Genomic DNA, 17,556 nt, shown 5'->3' with positions numbered 1-17,556 from the left:
CGACGTGAGCGGGTCGCTCGGGCGCTGCCCGCCTACCTGGTAGGCCGGCAGCTGGGCGCCGGAGCCTACGGGCTGGTGCTCGCCGGCCGGCACCGTCGGCTGCGCCGCCCGGTAGCGATCAAAGTGCTAGAGGCGGGGAACTGTGGGCATCTACCCGATCCTGGACGGCACAGTCACGGCGCCGCGCCGCCGTCCACTAGCGGGGCAGGGATGGGTGAGCGTGTCGCTCACGGTGTCGCGGGCGCCCCTGGTCCGGCGCGCGGCTCGGTCTGTCTCGAATAGGGGGACCATCTCACGGCCGTCCCGGGCCCGCCACGCGACCATGACTACCCGGCTACGCAGATCAAATGATCACAAGACCACTGCTGCGGTATTGGCTGGCCTTGTGATGGGTATCCAAGGTTCAGGCTAAAGACCGAGACCGGGGGAATCATGGGCCGATATGGGATCGTTGATCTAGCGGGGATTCAAAAAGAGGACGTGGACGCTCTCCTAGCGCCTTACTGGACCAGGGATAACGTTGTGGACGTATCAGATATATCGTCCCAACTGAGGGACATTCGCGACTCCCTAGCTCCCCTGATCGATGAAGACGGCACCCCAGCATCTACGAGTTTTGGGCTTCGCTCCGTTGAGATTTCACTTGCATTGAGCCTCGAAGGGAAGGTGATGTTCGTAGCAAAAGGATCGGTAGATGCCTCAATTAAGCTTTCTTTCGGCCGCCGTTAACATCTTCGCATGGTCAATATTTGCCCTTAGGCGGCAGTATGGGAGGACTTGGCGTGGTCGACGTGATGGTGAAGATGCAACCCTCGGACGGGGGCTCGGTTGCCGACTCTCTTGATCAAGCTGATGAGGTCATGAGGTCCGCCGACATTACCCTTGACAGCCACTTTGAGCCCATTCGAATGCAGGGAAAGAGCCGGGTCGGGAGAGATGAAATTCTGCCGTACGGTGGCGACCGATTCAGGCCTTCTTCGAGCGCTGGGGAAGATGCGGAACTGCGAACCGAGAAAGGCGGTCCGGCATGCGTTATAGTGCGTGCTTCGGTAGATACTTGCGATCCTCGGGAGATTGAGGGGTCGCTCATCGAATTGAATCGGAGATCTGAGGTCATCTCAATCTACTCGGACCCAGAGATCGCACCATATTGGAAATGCTGGAGAGAAAATCAGCCCGAAAATTTGTCGGATATGCTTTCGGTGCTGAACCTGCAAGAACTTTCCGCTGTTGGCATGGATGGCGATGGTGTTGATGTCGCGGTTGTTGATGGTGGAATTGACGCGGATTACCTTGTGCAACGCTCGCGCGATCTCAAGCCCCTAGAGGGCTGGCACCCAGACAACCTACAGAATACCCCAGGTCAATACGCCGTAAATAATGATCGCGATGCGGCGCATGGAACAATGTGTGCCCATGAAGTTCTACTGGCCTCACCCCGGGCGCGAATTCTAGACTACGCGCTCCTGCGTCGAGCTGCTACGGTGAACAACAAAGCCACCATGTCGGGGCTCGACATTAGGTTCTCCCACGCAATAGCTGCGTACCACGCTCTCGCTAGTCGGCTAAGGAAGGATCGACGTAGTAATGGAGGAAGCCTCAGCAGGCCACTGGTTGTTACGAACTCGTGGGGACTTGGCTCAGTAGCCTCAGATGAGGTCACAAACCGCCTCGGCCGGTATCGTGATCAGTTTGAACACCCCTTCAACCTCGCGGTCGAAGAACTATCATTGGCCGGAGCCGATATCGTTTTTGCGGCTGGAAACAACGGGCAGCCTCACCCGGACGATTCCACTTGGCCACAGGATGAACTTCCCATTACAGGCGCAAATTCACATCCTCTCGCGCTATGCGTTGGGGCTGTTACGGTAGGTGGCGAACGGATATGCTACTCTTCCCAAGGTCCAGGTAGACTGTTCTGGGGAAAGCCAGATGTCATGGGTTATTCAGAATATGTGGGATCGGAGGTGCTAGGTTCGGATACGCCAGACGTGGGAACATCTGCGGCATGTCCGCTTGTTGCAGGAGTCATCGCGGCAGTTCGTAGCAAAATCGGGACGGATGTGTTGTCTCCCGTGAAGTTGCGAGAGGCAGTGAGGTGTAGCGCCTGGATGCCTTCCGTTGCAGGACACTGCAAGCCGAATAGCGAATACGGGTGGGGGATCATAGATCCGAGTGCCCTCCTGGCTGGTGTCCGAGAGCATCTAACTCAATCGCGAGAGTAACCCGCCCCTCTGCTTTGGCGATCCCTGCCGCAGTGCGTACTATGGCTGCGTTGCTGGCCGAATACCGTAAGGGGCGATATGTCCGACAACATGATCCTTATGACGTTGGAGCTTGACGACGATATGGCTACACTTGCGGGCGCGGCGCAAGCGCTGGGCGTGCCAGTATCTGACATCGATGCAGGGTACGGTGTTATTCCCGTCAGCTCGCGCCTTAAGCGATATGTCGTTCGCGTTGATGACCGTTCAGTGATCTCGAGCGGCCGAGCCGCCGTGCACTCCGACCCCTCGATTGTCTTGTACTGAGGGACCGCGCTCCGGGGCTTGGCAAACCAGATATCGATCAGGGTCACGGCGGGGTAGCGAGGGGCTTGACTGGGGCTTGGTGCGTCGCCTCGTCCTCGGCGGCGTGGGTGAGCGCCGAGTGCGCAGATTGGTGCGAATATCACCCGTCGTGCTACGGCGAACAACTCATCGGACCTGTGCATGTAGGGGATGATTGCCGTAGCGCGACAATAGGTAGGAGTCGGTGCGAATCTCGCGTTTCCTCCCGAGACGCACGGTCTCACGCCGCGTCACCCATCCCGCCTCCAGTCTCGATCGTAGCCGCGTGAACGGTGGTGGCGGGTAGGTAGAGCCCGGCGGCGAGGTCGAGGGCCGCTTCAGCGGTGCCGGTCGGTGAGCCGTCGGCCAGGACGGAGTCGGCGTAGTCGTCGTGCCTGGCGTGCCAGATCGCGAAGCCCCACTGGCTGGCGTAGCCGACGTAACGCAGCCGGCACAGGGGCTGGTCGTCTCCGTCGGGGTGGGTCGCGGTGATGTAGGCGAACGGGCCGCGGTAGCGGATGGACACCATGATCCCGTGCCAGTTCGTGGTGGCATGCGCGACGAGGCGCTGCCGCAGGGAGATCTTCGTCGATTCCGGGATACCCGCCACGGTCTGATTCCGGCCGGGGGTTGGTCGTGGTGTGCCCGTGGGGCGTGGCTGGCCCGATACGACCGTGAGGTGTCCCGCCGTGCCACTGCGATCACCCTTACCCGCGAGGTCCGCGCCGTTCTGGCTGGCCGTGTCCGTTCGTCGACCGTGCCGCGCCGTGACTGGCTGCGCGCGGCGATCGTGCTCGCCGCCGCTGACGGCGTGCCCAACACGACGATCGCCACTGATCTCGGTGTCTGCGAGGACACCGTGGGCAAGTGGCGGGGCCGGTTCGCCCGCGAAGGGCTCGCCGGGTTGGCGGACCGGCCCCGTTCGGGTCGGCCGGCGCGGTGCAGGTCGCCGAGGTCAAGGCGTAGGCGTGTACCCGGCCCGCGGACGTCGGTGCGCCGCTGGAACGCTGGTCGAACGGTGAACTCGCCCGCCACGCGACCCGACAGGGCATCGTGGCGGGCGTGTCGACGTCGTCGGTCGGGCGCTGGCTGGCCCGTGACGCGATCCGCCCCTGGCAGCACTGATCGTGGATCTTCCCCAGAGATCCGGCGTTCGTCGTGAAGGCCTCTCGGGTCCTCGATCTCTACGCTCGTGTTTTCGACGGTGAACCGCTCGGCGCGGACGACTATGTGATCTCAGCGGACGAGAAATCGCAGTTGCAGGCACTGCGCCGCTGCCACTCGACCGCGCCCGCCCAGGCCCATCACGGCCCCGCGCGTCGAGTTCGAGTACACCCGTGGGGGCACCCTGGCCTACTTCGCCGTCTACGACGTCCACCACGCTCACGTCCTCGGCCGGATCGAGCCGACCACCGGGATCGCCCCGTTTCACCGGCTCGTCGATCAGGTCATGACGGCCGAGCCCTACGCCTCGGCACGGCGGGTGTTCTGGATCGTGGACAACGGTTCCGTCCCACAACGGCCAGACCTCGATCCTCCGGATGAGCGCGGCCTACCCGACCGCGACGCTCATCTACCTCCCGGTCCACGCCTCCTGGCTGAACCAGGTGGAGATCTCTTCTCGATCCTGCAACGCAAGGCCATCGAACGCGGCGACTTCACCGACCTCGACGCCCTCGGTGACCGGGTCATGGGTTTCCAGGACCTCTACAACCAGACCGCGGACCCGTTCGGCTGGAAGTACACCCGCGCCGATCCCCTCAAGACCGCCAACCGCCTCGCCCTCGCCGCATAACCGACGAACCTCCGGCGACGACCACTAGGGACAAACACGACGTTCACATCGCCACGGTCGGCGATCTCGTACATGGCGACCGGAAGATCGTCTTCGGCGAAGTAACGGCGCCGGAACTGGGCCGCCTCCCACAGCGCGTTCCACCAAGCGACCGATGCGGTCACCAGATGCGGATCGAAGAACTCCTCACGCTGGAACGCCTCGATCTCCGCGGCGGTGGGCTGGCGGTCGCGGGTCATCGGCCCCAAGTCCTGGTCGGTGGTGTCGGTCATTCCTACATCACGACACTCGGCGCCGCTTCCGTTCCGCAGGACGCCCGCAGATCTCAGCGGGTCACGATCCATCGACACCGCTGCCTGGTTTCGCTGATACGGCTAGACGAGGCGAAGCTGTGGTCGGGTGTCCGTGTCGGCATGGCCGAGAAGCAGCCGGAGGCGGGGAAGGGTGCAGGCGAGTTCTCTTGCGAGGGTGGCCAGGGTGAGGCCGTGCTCTTCGGCGAGGGCGTAGGCGCGATTGAGGAGGATCGGTACCTCGCCGCGGTATCCGTCGACCGGCTCGCGGGCGAAGAGTCCGAGTTGCCGGAGTTGGTTGAGGCGCTGGTAGGCACGCCGATAGGCCGCATCCGAGACTGCGCCGACTTCCCGACACCGATAGACCAGAGAGTCGACAGACACACCCCACTGCTTGCTGAGCTGGTCGAGAGCGTGCAGGTCGACGCGCGCGGGCAGTTGCGGTGTGATCTCCGCGCTCGGGGTGAGGAGTTCAGCGGCGAACGCGTCGGCTTCCTTCTCCTGGATGGCGTCGCCGGGTGCGGTGTCCGGATGCAGGAGGAGATGGCCAAGCTCGTGCGCTGCAGTGAACCGATGACGATAGACGTCGTTGGCACGGTCCGGGGTGAGGACAACGACGGGGCGGGGCAGGTGGGAAGTGGAGAAGGCGTCGACGGTAGCCGTCGCGGTGCCGGCGAACGGGACGAGGGTGACGATCAGGCCGTGGTTCTCCATCGTCCGGACGAGGTGCGGGATCGGTCCGGTGCCCAGGTTCCACGCCTGTCGAAGTGCCCGCGCGGCTCCGGCCGGATCGGTCCCGGCGACGTCGGTGACGACTTCTCCCGCGGAGAAGCCGGGCAGGTCGACAGGGGGTAGCTGGACCCGCTTCTCCAGAGCGTAGGTCAGTTCCCACACCTGTTCAGTGAAGGCGATCGCCTTGTTGCGCTGGCTCACCGGGGTTCGGCGCAGGCTCCGGAAGTGCGCCGCCGAACTCTCCAGCCGGGCGTAAGGGCGACCGGCGGCGAGGAAGGCGGGCGGCACGTCGAGCACCTCGGCGAGCCGGCCGACGTGGTCCGGGCGCGGCGCGTGGGTTCCAGCTTCCCACTGGCCTACCGCAACCGGGGAGACTCCCAGCTGCCCGGCGACGGCCCTCTTCGTCAGACCCGCCAGCCGGCGCGCCTGCGCGAGCCGGGCCGGATCGAACTCCGCCGCGATCACCGCCAGCGAAGCCACCGAGCCAGACGCAGGGGCGGGGAGGCTCAGCAGGCGCAGTTGCCGCGGATCGTCCATGACCTCCCCTTACTACTCCGTGTCGTCGCTACCGGTATACCGCTCCGGCTGCCCTGGCTCGCTGGTCGGGGGCTCGGCAAGCGGGGCCCGCGGCGCCAGGGAAGGGAACGTGTCGTCCAAGGGTGCGTCGTCAAAGCGAGACCGACGACCAGAAGGATCCCTTGGCCCCGCAGGGAGTTTCGGAGTCGAGACCCCCGCCCCGCCGGAGCCACCACGCCGGAGCAGCTCCCAGGTATGCCAGACGACTGCGCCGCTGCTCTCGTCCACCAGTTCCGCGTCGCCCCAGCCCAGGTCGAACACCCCCAGAGCGGGGCTGCTGGCATACCCGATCGTGACGACACGCCCAAGCCGCGACAGTTGGTCGAGCACGGCCTGTTCCTCGGTGAACTGTGCCTCGAGCGCCGCCGGATCCAGTTCAGCGTGGTCGAAGGTCAGCTGCATGTCGGCTGTGCGAGCCGTCAGCGTGAGCAAGTTCTTCCGCAGGTCCGACACCCGGCGCATCTTGGCCTCGCCACGAGGCGTCTTGCGATCCGTGGCGTACCGCCAGGGGTAGAGCACCACCGCCGTGGAGTCCAAGACGACCAGTTCGAACCGGCCACGAAACCCGACCGGCTTCCGCAGTGCCACGCTCTCGATCTCTCGGGTGAACGCCGCGAGCTGCTCGTACTGCTGGACATGCAACGCCGCACCGTAGGCGTCGTTCGACTTCAGCCTGCTACCGACATGCCCGTCCAGCGCCAGCTCATGGGCTCGGTGAATCGCCTCAGGGACCGCCCGAGAGAAGTCCACAGCCGCCGCTCCGAAGCGTTCCCGCGCCCATGCGGACGGTTGCGCGTCCCCCATGCGATCACCCGGCCTCACTTAACTGGATCAGATTGACTTCGATCCTACACTTAAGTTCTCGTCGAGATCTGCGCACTCGTGCCGCCGTGGCCCGGGGCCGTGGCGTGCCCGCGCGAGCAGGCGGCCCGGCGGTCAGGTCGTTCGCCCGTTCTCGTACTCGGAGCGATCAGACGGGGAGGCCGGCTGGGGGACGTCCACGGGGCGACGCTGCGGGCTCCGAGGTCGCAGGGCCAGGCCGAGTACTGCCGCGGTGGCGGCGAGTGCCGCTCCGATGAGAAACGCGAGCTGGTAGCCGCTGTGGATGGCCGCGAGCGAGGCGTCTGCGGCTCGGTGGGCCGCGGCGAGAGAGGCCAGGACGGCGAGCCCGACGGCGCCGCCGAGTTGCTGTGAGGTGTTGAGCAGGCCGGAAGCAGCACCCGCGTCCTGGGGTGCAGTGGAGGTGGTCGCGGTGCGGATCAGTCGTTCGTGATCATGCTGATCCTCGGATCGGTTCGGCCGGTCTCGGGTCGGGTGCTGGTCAGCGGCTGGCGGCGCTGAGCAGCATGTTGATCTCGTTGCGGAGGATGGGCGGTAGAGAGCGGATCGAGAATTCGCTGAGCGTCCATTCGACGGCTTCCACGTCGGCAGCGCGTAGTGCCTCGACGGCGGCGAGGGCGGGCTCCGGCTTGCGGATGCCCTGCAAGATCGTCGTGACGACGCCGCGCACCCGCCAACGGCTATGACGGTGGCCGAGCTCGACCAGGGATCGGATGGCCTCGCGAAGGACGTCTGAGTCGTCGGTTTCCTTGACGGCCCTGCGGGAGAAGTCGGCGAGCACGTCGCAGTACTCGAAGCCGAAACCGGTGGTCTCGACGTGCTTCGAATAGTGCCTGAAGATCCTCTGGAAACCTGCGGGGTCTGCGGCCCAGAGATAGTGAATCGACCTGGTCGAGATCCAGGGGAGAACCCGGGCAAGGGCCGTCATGTCGTCCGTGTCGCTCTCGTCGAGAGCGAGCGCCCAGGTCGCCAGCTCGTCGAGGTCTACCTCAGCCGCCTTGGGTAGCCTGACCCGTTCAAGCAACCGCTCGGCGGTGCCCTCGGCGCTTTCCCAGCCGTCCCTCGGCGTCTCGATCGCGGTCGCTAGCGCGGCGAGGAAGTCCCGGACGGAGGCGTAGCGGTGCTCGGGCCGCTCCGCGATCGCTCTCTGCACGATCGGGCGTAGCGGTCCGGGTGGGACCTCGTTGGTGACCGGTGCATCGCCGATGACGAGCTCCTGCAGGACCTTGCCGAGGCCGAACACGTCTGCCAGGTGGTTGACATTGCGGGCGTCGCGCCACTGCTCCGGCGCCGTGTACCATGCCGTTCCGATCCCGCGGAGCGTGGACGTGAGCGCGGTGGTAGCGCGTTCCGCATCGACAGCCAGCCCGAAGTCCGCGATCGCCCAAACGCCGTCCGCTAGGCGCAGGATGTTGCCGGGCTTGAGGTCCCGGTGATAGATCTTTCGATCATGGATGTGCGTCAGGCCCGCGCCGACCTGCCGCATTAGGTCGAGGATCAGGGCGTTCCTGCCGTGGAGCTCCTCGGCGAAGTCGACCAGGCTGCCCTGCGCAAGAGGCATGGCGTACCAAATTGCGCCTGCCGGGGTCTTGCCGTGGCCGAGAATCGGGACGATGTTCGGGTGCCTGATCGGCTCGAGCAGCCGCAGCTCCCGCTCGAAGCGGCGCACTGCTTCCGGGTCGACCATGCTGGCATCGCGCATCAGCTTCACAGCGACGGGCGCGGCGTTGCGGCCAGGCTGCTTGCGGTCCATCGCGCGATAGACGTCACCGAAGCCGCCGTGTCCGATGCGCGGCTCCTCCAGAACGAACCGGCCGCCGAGGGTCCGCGCCACGGTGTCGGCTCGTGGCCGGCCGGGCGAGAGCCGCAGGTCCGACCCGCCCCATTCCTCGATCTTGTCAAGATCCCAGATCGGTCCTTGCGCGATCTCGGCGATGGGGTCGGGGAAGTCGGCGCGATCCCGCAGCTTCGCGACGCGCTGTCGGCTGACTCCGAGGATCTCGGCGACCTCGGTCACGCCACCCATCCGCACCACGCCTCCAAAGGGTTGTCCTGACGACAATCGAAATAATACATGTCGTCACGTCAATGGTTTTTGGTGGTCCCCTCACCAACGCCCGGTCTGGTCCGATGCGCCGCTCGGGTCTCGGCGTCCGCGAGTGGAGCGGGTCCTGGACGCCCGACGGTGAGCTAAGCGGCCGCTCGGAGGTAGCGCTGGACAGTCCCGCGGCTGCGGCCCAACACGGCTGCGATCTGGTTGATCGTCCAGCCGGCGACGCGGAGTCGGGCAGTTTCGACGGCTCGGTCCGGTTGCGGCTGCTGGGGGGTGTCGATTTGTAGGGCCGGGGCGATGTCGTCCCGGCCGGCGGGAATCGACTACGGCCGCGTCGAGTTCGCCCGCCGTCCCAACGGTGCACCCGTCTTCGATGAGCCCGAGTACTTCGTCGTCCCCATGCACCCGCTGCCTCGCCACCCCGACGCCGCCCTGCACCGCCTCCTGGCCTCCGGTATCCCCGACCTCGCCTCGGCGCTTCCGCAGCGATCCTGAACGTCACCGGCCAAGATCGGTTGGTCCGCGTGGTAGACGGACCGGCTGGCGAACGTTCCGACCCGTATCTGTGGCCGATGCGCCGAATCGGAGAGGGCATCGATCATCGTTTCCGCAGCTCAGGAGCCCGTGCGTAGTCGAAGTCAAATCTTCCCCGCCCGGGGAATGAGTCGTGCCTCGGCATGGGCGATCGTTACAACGCGCCCCAACGGAGCGCAGACGATGTTCCGTCTGTGGCGCCGAGAGACTGGGGCAAGACCGCCGGAAGGATCTTCGTTGATTCAGATGATTGGCACGTCCAGCGCCCCGGACCGGGCGACTGAGGTCCGCAACGCGCTGGTCGACAAGCTCTGCGTGACCGGCATGATCACCTCGCTGGAGGTGGAGCGGGCGTTTCGTGCCGTGCCGCGGCACCTGTTCGTCCCTGAGGGCACCTCGCTGGAGGTTGCCTACAACGCCGATGACTCGGTGGCGGTCAAGCGGGCCGCGGATGGCGTGATCATCTCGTCGATCAGCGCGCCGTTCATTCAGGCTCGGATGATCGAGCAGGCCGGGCTCGGACCCGGGATGAGCGTGGTCGAGATCGGGTCCAGCGGCTACAACGCCGCGCTCCTCGCTGAGATCGTCGGCCCCTCGGGCCGGGTGGTCAGCGTGGACATCGATCCTGAGGTGACCGATCGAGCACGCGCGCTTCTGGAAGCGACCGGGTACGCGGACCGGGTCACGGTCGTTCGCGCGGACGCGCAGGACGGTGTGGCCGATCACGGTGACCGGGTCGACGCGATCCTGGTGACGGCCGGCGCCTGGGATCTCTCGCCGGCGTGGCTCGCGCAGCTGGCCGAGGACGGCCGGATCGTCGTGCCACTGCGAATGAACGGGATCACCCGGTCGATCGGGTTCCGCCGCGACGGCGATCATCTGGTGAGCACCTCGGCCGAGGTGTGCGGGTTCGTCCCCATGCAGGGCGCCGGTGCCCACGACGAGCGGGTCTTCCTTCTGCCGGATGGGCACGGCCGTCATGTCAGGCTGCGTTTCGACGCCAACCCGCCCCAGGACCTGGATCTTCTGGACGGTGTCCTGGCGACACCTCGGTCCGAGGTGTGGTCCGGGGTCACGATCCGTAACGGTGTGTCGTTCGCCGACCTGCACCTGTGGTTCGCGTGCTTCCTGTCTGGCTTCTGCCGGCTGGCGGCGGACGAGGGAACCGATCTGGCTGCTGAACGCAAGAGCTGGTTCCCCTTCGGGGCTGTGCAGGGCGACTCGTTCGCCTATCTGGCGGTGCGCCCGGCGCTGGACGGCGCCGGTGTCGAGTTCGGCGGGCGAGCGTACGGCCCGCACGGCGAGGCCGCTGCTACCGCGCTCGTCGAGCAGATCCAGGCCTGGGATCGCCAGGCACGGGGCGGACCGGCCCCGACCTTCGCCTACTGGCCGACGGGCGCCGACCGTCCGCCGGCCGGCGAGGGCACGGCCGTGCTGGCGAAGACCCACGGCCTGGTCTCGATCTCCTGGCCGGTCGCTGGCTGACACGGCCGGTCCAGGACGCACCACCCACCCGAGAAATCCCGCACCAGAACAAGGAGTGATCTCGATGTCGCCGGTGCTGATGGCCGACCAGACGGAGTCCGTGGACTTCGCCCTCGACGACGCGGAGTTGGAGCTCGACATGCGAGTGGTGGAGTCCACCACCCGCATCGCGATCATGATGTGCGACACGAGCGATGGGTGCGGCAACAGCTGCAGCACCAGCGCGTGCAACACCTCCTCCAACGACCCGTCCTGACCCAGCCGTCCGCCGTCGGCACCCGCCCGACCCGGGTGCCGACGGCGGATGCCGCACCGGCGAGGAGAGAGGATCGCCATGCCCATGCCCCCGCGCTACCAGCACACCGGCTTCATCCAGGTCCGCGCCTCGACGGACCCGGGCGGCCTCGACCTGCCGACTGATCTCGATCTGTCCGACTCCGCTGCGGTCGAGCAGGAAGGCCGGGCATGGCTGGCCAAGACCTGGGCTCGCCCGGAGGTACGGGAGGCGCTGCGGCTTGCCAGCGCCGATCTCTGCGCCCGCATCGAGCAGATCCTTGACGACGGCGCCGGGCGGCGTTCCGGGGCGGAGATCCAGCGTGCCCTCACCGCGGTGGCGTCCTACCTGCTGCGGTGGCAGCGGCGCGCGACGCCGTTCGGAATGTTCGCCGGCATCAGCACCGCGACCGCCGGGCCGGCAACCGCGGAGGTGGGACGCGCACATCAAGCCGTGGCACGCGCGGACGCCGAGTGGGTCACGGCGCTCGCCGATCAACTCGAACGACATCCGGAGCTGCGTGGGCGGTTGACGGTGGTGACCGACAGTGCGCGGATCGTGCGCGACGGTCGGGTCATCGTGCACCGGCGGGCCGAGGTGGGCGCCCCGAGCCCGGGGCCGCTGCGGGAGTCGTCGGTACGGCTGACCCGGCCGGTCTTCTTCGCCTTGGCGGAGGCCGGCAACCCGATCCGGCTGGACGCGCTCGTCGCGCGGACGGCGACCAGGTTCCCCACCGCCTCCCCGGACAAGATCCGCGCGCTGGTGCATGGCCTGGTCGACGGCGGCCTCCTGATCACGAGCCTGCGACCACCGACGACAGGCGTCGATGCCCTCACCCACCTGGCCGACGCACTACGTGCCGCAGGCCTCGAGGGCCTGGCTGACGTGAGTGACCTGCTGCGGGAAATCGACTGCCTCCGCGCCATGCTGGCCGCCCACAACCGCATCACTGATCCGCAGCCGGCGGCGCAGACGCGCCGGACGGTCGCCGCGCGGATGGCCTCGCTTGCACCGGGAGCAGGTCAGATGCTGGCGGTCGACACGCGGCTCGACGCGAACATCGCCGTCCCCGGGCGGGTCCTCACCGAGGCAGCGCTGGCGGCGAGCGTGCTGCTGCGACTGTCCCGCCAGCCCTTCGGCTCGACAGCCTGGCTGGACTATCACGCCCGGTTCCGGGCCCGCTACGGCCCCGGTGCCCTGGTGCCGGTGCGGGAGCTGGTCGCCGAATCGGGGCTGGGCTATCCCGGCGGGTACCTCGGTGCGCCGCGAGCGAGACCTGCCTGGCGGATGCTGACCGACCGTGACACCGCGCTCCTGGCGCTGATCCAGCGGGCCGCCGTGGACGGGGCCGAGGAGATCGCGTTGACCGACGCGGACGTCGAGGAACTGGCTGTCGGGGAGCGCGGGGACGTCGTGCCGCCGCAGCGGGTCGAGCTCGGCGTCGAGGTGTGGGCGGTCTCGACTCGCGCGATCGACCGCGGGGACTTCCGGCTGCGGGTCACCGCCGCCCCGCGGACCGGTACCAGCATGGCCGGACGGTTCGCCTACCTGCTCGGCCCAGCCGACCGCGACCGGCTGGCCGCGACGTACGCGGCCAGTGCTGAGGCTGGGGAGCGGGACCAGCCCTTGGCGGCACAGCTGTCCTTCCCGCCGCGTCGCCCGCACAACGAGAACGTGGTGCGCGTCGAACCGCTGTTGCCGGCCGTCATCTCTCTCTCGGAGCATCCTGACCCCGCCCACGCCAAGGTCAGGTTGATCGATCTGGATGACCTGGTGGTTACCGCCGACGCCGCGCAGATGTACCTGGTGCAGCGCTCGACCGGCCGGCGGGTGATCCCTCGGATTCCGCACGCGCTGGACACCAGCGTGCAGAGCCCACCGCTGGCCCGTTTCCTCGCCGAGGTCGCCGACGCCCGTACCGCCGTGTTCGGCGGGCTCGATCTCGGCGCGGCCCGTGTCCTGTCCTACATCCCGCGCATCCGCTACGGCCGCACGGTCCTGGCCGTCGCCCGCTGGACGCTCACCTCCACCGACCTGCCCCGCGGCCAGTCCGGCGACGGAAGGCAGGAAGCGCTGTGCGCCTGGCGGCAGCGGTGGCGTGTGCCCGCACGGGTCGTGCTCTGCCACAGCGAGCTTCGCCTACCCCTCGACCTGGATCGCCACCTGGACCGGGTGCTGTTCCTGACCCGCCTGGAGCGAGCCGGCCGCATCGAGGTGCAGGAAGACGGTCCGCCCGACGCGCAGGGCTGGATCGGGCGTCCGGCCGAGCTGCTGATCCCGTTGACCGCGATCAGCCCACCGGCACGGCCACTGCCCGTGACGGCAGCGCCGGGGGCGGTGCTTCGTCCGGGTGACGCGGCCGTTCTACACGCGCAGCTTGTCGGAAACCCGGCCCGGTTCGACGACATCCTCACCGGCCATCTGCCGAGGCTCGCCGACAGCCTGGAAGGGCTGGTCTGTCTCTGGTGGGTCCGACGACACCGCGACATGATCCTTCCCGAGAGTGATCAGCACCTCGCCGTGTTCCTACGCCTGCGCAGCACAGACCACTACGGGCCGGTTGCCGCCGCGGTGGCCTCCTTCGCGGCCGATCTGGAGACTCGCGGCCTTCCCGGTCAGCTCACCCTGGCTTCCTCCCCGCAGCACCCCGCCCGCTACGGCGACGGTGACGCGCTGGCCGCCGCCGAGTCGGTGTTCGCCGCCGACACCCTCTGCGCCACCGCCCAGATCACGGCGGCCCAGACGTCCGGGATCTCCGCGCAGGCCCTGGCCGCAGCATCGATGGTGGACCTGGCCGCGGCCTTCGCCCCCGACCCGCTGGCCGGGTACCAGGCACTCGTCGGATGCCTTCGGCAGGAGCACGGCGCCCTGGACCGCACCCTACGGGACCAAGCTCTCGACCTGGCCGATCCCGGCGGTAACCACCAGGCGGTTCGGGCCCTGACCGGCGGTGAGGCAGTCGTCAGCGTCTGGAACGCCCGAGCCATCGTGCTGGCCTCTTACTACCAGGCCCTCGCGCGGCAGCGTGATCCGCGGACAGTGCTGCGGACCCTCCTGCACGAGCACCATGTGCGCGCTGTCGGTGTGGATCCGACCTTGGAGAAGGAGACCGGGCGCCTCGCTCGCGCTTCCGCACTGCGCCACCTCGCGCTGGCCGGTGCCCGATGACCCCCGGCACCGCCGCTGCGGTGGAGACGTTCTCCGCCGACGACGCGGTCAGGCAATCCCTCGCCCGGGGCCCGGTCGGGACAGCACTGCTGCAGATCGAGCGTGCCCGGACCGGTTCGGGCGGCTGGGACACCGCGCACGCCCACATCCGGCGGGCTGTAGCCGGGCCGGTCGATGCGGCCGAGCACGCCGGCCTGTACTACGGGGCGCCCGCCCTCGCCTTCCTCCTTCAGGCAGCCGCCGATGGGAATCCCCGCTACCGCAGAGCCCGCGACACGCTGGACACCCACGTGCTGCGCCTGACCCGCCGCCGGCTGACGCTCGCCGCCAGCCGAGCCACACGCGGCGAGCCCACCGCCTTCGCCGAATACGACCTCTTCTACGGCCTGACCGGCATCGGCACGCTCCTGCTCCGCAGCCACCCCGACAGCGAGATCCTCGCCGACGTCCTGCGGTACACCGTCAGCCTGACCCGGCCGCGCCGCGAGAACGGCGTCAACCTGCCGGGCTGGTGGGTCACACATGACCCGGACGACACGCTGCCGACCCCCGGCGGGCACGCGAACCTCGGCATGGCACACGGCGCGGCCGGTCTGCTCGCCCTCCTCGCTCTCGCCACCGCCGAAGGGCACCTGGTCGACGGCCAAGGCGAAGCGATCGCCACCCTGACCAGCTGGTTCGACCAGTGGCGCCAAGACGGTGCTGACGCCCCCTGGTGGCCGCAGTGGATCACCCGCGAGGACCTGCGCACCGGACGCCCCACCCAAACCAGCCCCGGCCGTGTCTCCTGGTGCTACGGCACGATCGGCATCGCCCGCGCCCAGCAGCTCGCCGCCCTCGCCACCCACGATCAGCAACGGGCACAGGACGCCGAGAGCACCCTCGCCGCCGCCCTGACCGACACCCAGCTCGACCGGATCAGCGATCTCGGCCTGTGCCACGGCCTGGCAGGGATCTACCAAACCGCCTATCGAGCCGCCCGCGACGCGCGAAGCTCCGCCATCGGCCGGCGGCTTCCCGCGATCGCCGCCCGGCTCGCGCAGCACGCTACCGCCTCCTCCGTGACCGGCGAGCAGGACAGCGGGCTGCTGACCGGCACCGCGGGGATTGCCCTGGCGCTGGAATCCACCCGACATGTCGGACCACCACGCACGGGATGGGACACATGCCTGCTCATAGCCTGAGCGTCACAGCTCCCCGCGACCTCGCTGCCGGCGTCCTCGCGGTGCTCGCCGGCGCCGACCTGCGCGCCACCGCCACCAGCAACGCGCTCGACCCCGCCGACCTGGACGACGCCGTACGGGTCTACCAGGCGGCTGGGCTCGCGGCGCTCGAACAGCGCGCCGACCAGGACTGCTACCAGGTGCGGGTCCAGTTCCCCGACTGGTCCACCGCCGAAGCCACCGCCGTCACACAGCTCGGGCCACGTCTGGACCAGCTCCAGGACAGTGGCGTGGTCGGCGGATGGTGGTTCCTGCGCAAGCACCCCTGCTGGCGGCTCCGCCTGCACCATACGGACACCGCGGCCGTCGACCAGGTGCTCGACGAGCTGACCGCCGCCGGAGCCCTCGCCCGCTGGTGGTCGACGGTCTACGAACCGGAAACCTTCGCCTTCGGCGGCCCAGCCGGGATGGACACCGTCCATGAACTGTTCTGCGCTGACAGCCGCGGCGTCCTCGACTACCTGCGCCACGACACCCCGGGCCTCGGCCGCCGCGAGCTCTCGATCCTCCTGATCAACGGCCTCCTACAGACAGCCGGGCTCGACACCTTCGAACGTGGAGACGTCTTCGCCCGGGTTGCCGGGCTACGTCCCGCCTCAGCGGCTGCCGACCACCCGAAGATCGCCCAGCTCGCCGCGAACGTACGGCTGCTCCTGTCCATCCCAGACCTGCCCACCAGCGACCTGTTCGCCCCCGGCGGGCCGGTCGCACACGCCGCCCCCTGGCTCAGCGCCTTCCACACCGCCGGCCGCCAACTCGGCGACACCGCCGCACAGGCACAGCTCGGCCGCGGACTCCGGGCGATCGTCACCCACGTGCTGATCTTCCACTGGAACCGGCTTGGCCTGTCCGCCACCAGCCAGGCCGTTCTAGCCCGCGCGGCTGCCACAGCTCTCCTCCCCCGGGACTGACGGACCATGAACCCCGTAGCCCTGGCTTTGGCCTGCTTCTTCCCCTTGATCGGCCGTCCCCGCCTGGCCTGTCAGCCTCTGCCCGATCGAGTTGCGGAGATCGCCGAGATCGCCCAAGCGGCGGCCCGGGACGGTGCGGACGGACTGGCCGAAGGAGCACATGCCCTGAACAAGGCGGCGCTGCTCGCCAGCGACTGCGGTCTGGCGCCCCTCGCCCGTGACCTGTGCTGGCAGCACATCAACATCTACTGCGCTGTCCCGCGCCCGCTCACCGTCCACGAGGCCCGATACATGCTCGAACCGGCCCTCAACCTCGCCCGGCTCCAGATCCGCGCCAGCGACGGGGAACAGGCGCTCGGGCTACTCACCGCGATGTTCCAGGCCGTCTCGTCGAACACCGACCTGGTCGTCGACGGCCGGGTCCTTCCGCTGACTGACCTCATCGGCACCCGCGACGAGCGCCACAAGCTGCGCGAATGGGTGTGGCTGCACCTCGTCGGGGACGGCGTCCGTGCCCTGGCACTCGCCGGCCGCTGGGACGATGCGGTCATCCACGCAGACACGTACCGAGGGATCGGACTGCATCTCCTGGAAGGCCGCCAGGCGAAGATCCTCGCTCACTGCCTGACCGGGACGTCAGCCGAGGCCCGCGCGGCCCTGGCGGAGAGCACGCCGATGTACCCGTGGGAGCTCCAGGTCGCCTCGTGCCTGGAGGTGATGTGCACCGAGGACACATCCACAGCACACGGTGTCACCACCATGATCGGGCAGTTCCTGGGACAACGACCGATGCCCGGCTACGCGGTCTTCCGTGCCCACCTCGGCATGACCGTAGCCGCTCTCGCCGCCACCACCGACCCAGACGCCGCCACCCGCGTTCTCACCCAGACAGTCGAGGAAGTGATCGAAGCCGAGGACGGGTACGCGGCACGGGACGTTCTCCGGCTTCGCCCCACACAAGCGGTCGACCTGCCAGCCAGGCACGAAAAGGCGCTCGCCGACCTACTCAACGCCTCCGGCCTACGAGCAGAAACACCGCCGGAACCGGTCCTGGAGTCTGTTCTCGGCTCCGCCCGGACCGCCGAAGCCGCGATCGTCGCGGCGACACACCCCCAGCGACGATGAT

16 protein-coding genes are annotated in these 17,556 nt (G+C 68.1%); 11 read left to right on the top strand and 5 right to left on the bottom strand.

Annotated elements, in window-relative coordinates; genetic code table 11:
* Positions 1-782 precede the first annotated feature (782 nt).
* Entirely contained in the window at positions 783-2,225 is a 1,443-nt protein-coding gene (locus FRANEAN1_RS37950) for a S8/S53 family peptidase (protein WP_198145438.1), read from the top strand.
* Positions 2,226-2,790: 565 nt separating this feature from the next.
* Here the strand turns inward: FRANEAN1_RS37950 and FRANEAN1_RS00305 are convergent.
* Complete coding sequence (locus tag FRANEAN1_RS00305) at positions 2,791-3,159, bottom strand: hypothetical protein (RefSeq protein WP_012157509.1); 369 nt, start codon at positions 3,157-3,159, stop codon at positions 2,791-2,793.
* Here FRANEAN1_RS00305 and FRANEAN1_RS37945 point away from each other — a divergent pair.
* Positions 3,103-3,711 carry a helix-turn-helix domain-containing protein gene (locus FRANEAN1_RS37945; protein ID WP_083788139.1) on the top strand — a complete coding sequence of 203 codons (609 nt, stop codon included), beginning with the start codon at positions 3,103-3,105 and terminating at the stop codon, positions 3,709-3,711. The two genes, FRANEAN1_RS00305 and FRANEAN1_RS37945, sit on opposite strands and share 57 nt — an antisense overlap.
* Positions 3,712-3,999: 288 nt before the next feature.
* On the top strand, positions 4,000-4,344 hold the full coding sequence (locus FRANEAN1_RS00300; protein WP_198145437.1) for a hypothetical protein: 345 nt from the start codon (positions 4,000-4,002) through the stop codon (positions 4,342-4,344).
* Here FRANEAN1_RS00300 and FRANEAN1_RS00295 read toward each other — a convergent pair.
* The 4 genes from FRANEAN1_RS00295 to FRANEAN1_RS00280 form a co-directional block, all read right to left on the bottom strand.
* On the bottom strand, positions 4,257-4,616 hold the full coding sequence (locus tag FRANEAN1_RS00295) for a hypothetical protein (protein WP_041253475.1): 360 nt from the start codon (positions 4,614-4,616) through the stop codon (positions 4,257-4,259). The two genes, FRANEAN1_RS00300 and FRANEAN1_RS00295, sit on opposite strands and share 88 nt — an antisense overlap.
* Positions 4,617-4,718: 102 nt before the next feature.
* Positions 4,719-5,828, bottom strand: coding sequence for an XRE family transcriptional regulator (locus tag FRANEAN1_RS00290; protein WP_041255218.1), 1,110 nt, complete (start codon positions 5,826-5,828; stop codon positions 4,719-4,721).
* A gap of 87 nt (positions 5,829-5,915) precedes the next feature.
* The gene (locus tag FRANEAN1_RS00285) at positions 5,916-6,746 is read right to left on the bottom strand and encodes a hypothetical protein (RefSeq protein WP_012157506.1); all 831 of its coding nucleotides are present in this window, start codon (positions 6,744-6,746) and stop codon (positions 5,916-5,918) included.
* Between the two features lie 517 nt (positions 6,747-7,263).
* A complete protein-coding gene (locus FRANEAN1_RS00280) occupies positions 7,264-8,616 on the bottom strand; it encodes a serine/threonine-protein kinase (RefSeq protein WP_198145436.1) in 1,353 nt (450 codons plus the stop codon).
* 84 nt (positions 8,617-8,700) lie between these two features.
* Here FRANEAN1_RS00280 and FRANEAN1_RS41925 point away from each other — a divergent pair, with 84 nt between their 5' ends.
* The 8 genes from FRANEAN1_RS41925 to FRANEAN1_RS00245 all read left to right on the top strand — a co-directional run bounded on the left by FRANEAN1_RS41925 (position 8,701) and on the right by FRANEAN1_RS00245 (position 17,555).
* Positions 8,701-8,838: a hypothetical protein gene (locus FRANEAN1_RS41925; protein WP_198145435.1), complete on the top strand. Its 138-nt coding sequence runs from the start codon at positions 8,701-8,703 to the stop codon at positions 8,836-8,838.
* 294 nt (positions 8,839-9,132) lie between these two features.
* The gene (locus FRANEAN1_RS00275; RefSeq protein ID WP_041253471.1) at positions 9,133-9,330 is read left to right on the top strand and encodes a hypothetical protein; all 198 of its coding nucleotides are present in this window, start codon (positions 9,133-9,135) and stop codon (positions 9,328-9,330) included.
* A gap of 285 nt (positions 9,331-9,615) precedes the next feature.
* Positions 9,616-10,854 (top strand): methyltransferase, FxLD system, encoded by a 1,239-nt coding sequence (gene fxlM / locus FRANEAN1_RS00270; RefSeq protein ID WP_041253469.1) that lies wholly within the window; start codon positions 9,616-9,618, stop codon positions 10,852-10,854.
* A 64-nt stretch (positions 10,855-10,918) separates the two neighbouring features.
* Positions 10,919-11,110: an FxLD family lanthipeptide gene (locus FRANEAN1_RS00265; RefSeq protein ID WP_012157502.1), complete on the top strand. Its 192-nt coding sequence runs from the start codon at positions 10,919-10,921 to the stop codon at positions 11,108-11,110.
* Between the two features lie 78 nt (positions 11,111-11,188).
* On the top strand, positions 11,189-14,296 hold the full coding sequence (locus tag FRANEAN1_RS00260) for a lantibiotic dehydratase (RefSeq protein ID WP_012157501.1): 3,108 nt from the start codon (positions 11,189-11,191) through the stop codon (positions 14,294-14,296).
* Positions 14,293-15,480, top strand: a complete 1,188-nt coding sequence (locus tag FRANEAN1_RS00255) for a lanthionine synthetase C family protein (protein WP_012157500.1) — start codon at positions 14,293-14,295, stop codon at positions 15,478-15,480. The genes FRANEAN1_RS00260 and FRANEAN1_RS00255 overlap by 4 nt, the downstream gene beginning before the upstream one ends.
* A complete protein-coding gene (locus FRANEAN1_RS00250; RefSeq protein ID WP_012157499.1) occupies positions 15,462-16,430 on the top strand; it encodes a thiopeptide-type bacteriocin biosynthesis protein in 969 nt (322 codons plus the stop codon). Before FRANEAN1_RS00255 ends, FRANEAN1_RS00250 begins: the two co-directional genes overlap by 19 nt.
* A gap of 6 nt (positions 16,431-16,436) precedes the next feature.
* Positions 16,437-17,555 carry a hypothetical protein gene (locus FRANEAN1_RS00245; RefSeq protein WP_012157498.1) on the top strand — a complete coding sequence of 373 codons (1,119 nt, stop codon included), beginning with the start codon at positions 16,437-16,439 and terminating at the stop codon, positions 17,553-17,555.
* The last annotated feature ends 1 nt before the right edge of the window (position 17,556 follow it).

The sequence above is a fragment of the Parafrankia sp. EAN1pec genome (assembly GCF_000018005.1).
Taxonomy (GTDB): Bacteria; Actinomycetota; Actinomycetes; order Frankiales; family Frankiaceae; genus Parafrankia; species Parafrankia soli.
Note: the sequence above shows the minus strand (reverse complement) of the source record. Positions and strands in the feature narration are given on the sequence as shown.

What these genes read in the sequence shown, in the direction of transcription:
- FRANEAN1_RS00265 (WP_012157502.1), top strand. Translation starts at nt 10,919, where the DNA reads ATGTCGCCGGTGCTGATGGCCGACCAGACGGAGTCCGTGGACTTCGCC.
- FRANEAN1_RS00250 (WP_012157499.1), top strand. Translation starts at nt 15,462, where the DNA reads ATGCCTGCTCATAGCCTGAGCGTCACAGCTCCCCGCGACCTCGCTGCC.
- FRANEAN1_RS00255 (WP_012157500.1), top strand. Translation starts at nt 14,293, where the DNA reads ATGACCCCCGGCACCGCCGCTGCGGTGGAGACGTTCTCCGCCGACGAC.
- FRANEAN1_RS00260 (WP_012157501.1), top strand. Translation starts at nt 11,189, where the DNA reads ATGCCCATGCCCCCGCGCTACCAGCACACCGGCTTCATCCAGGTCCGC.
- FRANEAN1_RS00285 (WP_012157506.1), bottom strand. Translation starts at nt 6,746, where the DNA reads ATGGGGGACGCGCAACCGTCCGCATGGGCGCGGGAACGCTTCGGAGCG.
- FRANEAN1_RS00275 (WP_041253471.1), top strand. Translation starts at nt 9,133, where the DNA reads ATGTCGTCCCGGCCGGCGGGAATCGACTACGGCCGCGTCGAGTTCGCC.
- fxlM (WP_041253469.1), top strand. Translation starts at nt 9,616, where the DNA reads ATGATTGGCACGTCCAGCGCCCCGGACCGGGCGACTGAGGTCCGCAAC.
- FRANEAN1_RS00295 (WP_041253475.1), bottom strand. Translation starts at nt 4,616, where the DNA reads ATGACCGACACCACCGACCAGGACTTGGGGCCGATGACCCGCGACCGC.
- FRANEAN1_RS37945 (WP_083788139.1), top strand. Translation starts at nt 3,103, where the DNA reads ATGCGCGACGAGGCGCTGCCGCAGGGAGATCTTCGTCGATTCCGGGAT.
- FRANEAN1_RS00300 (WP_198145437.1), top strand. Translation starts at nt 4,000, where the DNA reads ATGACGGCCGAGCCCTACGCCTCGGCACGGCGGGTGTTCTGGATCGTG.
- FRANEAN1_RS00245 (WP_012157498.1), top strand. Translation starts at nt 16,437, where the DNA reads ATGAACCCCGTAGCCCTGGCTTTGGCCTGCTTCTTCCCCTTGATCGGC.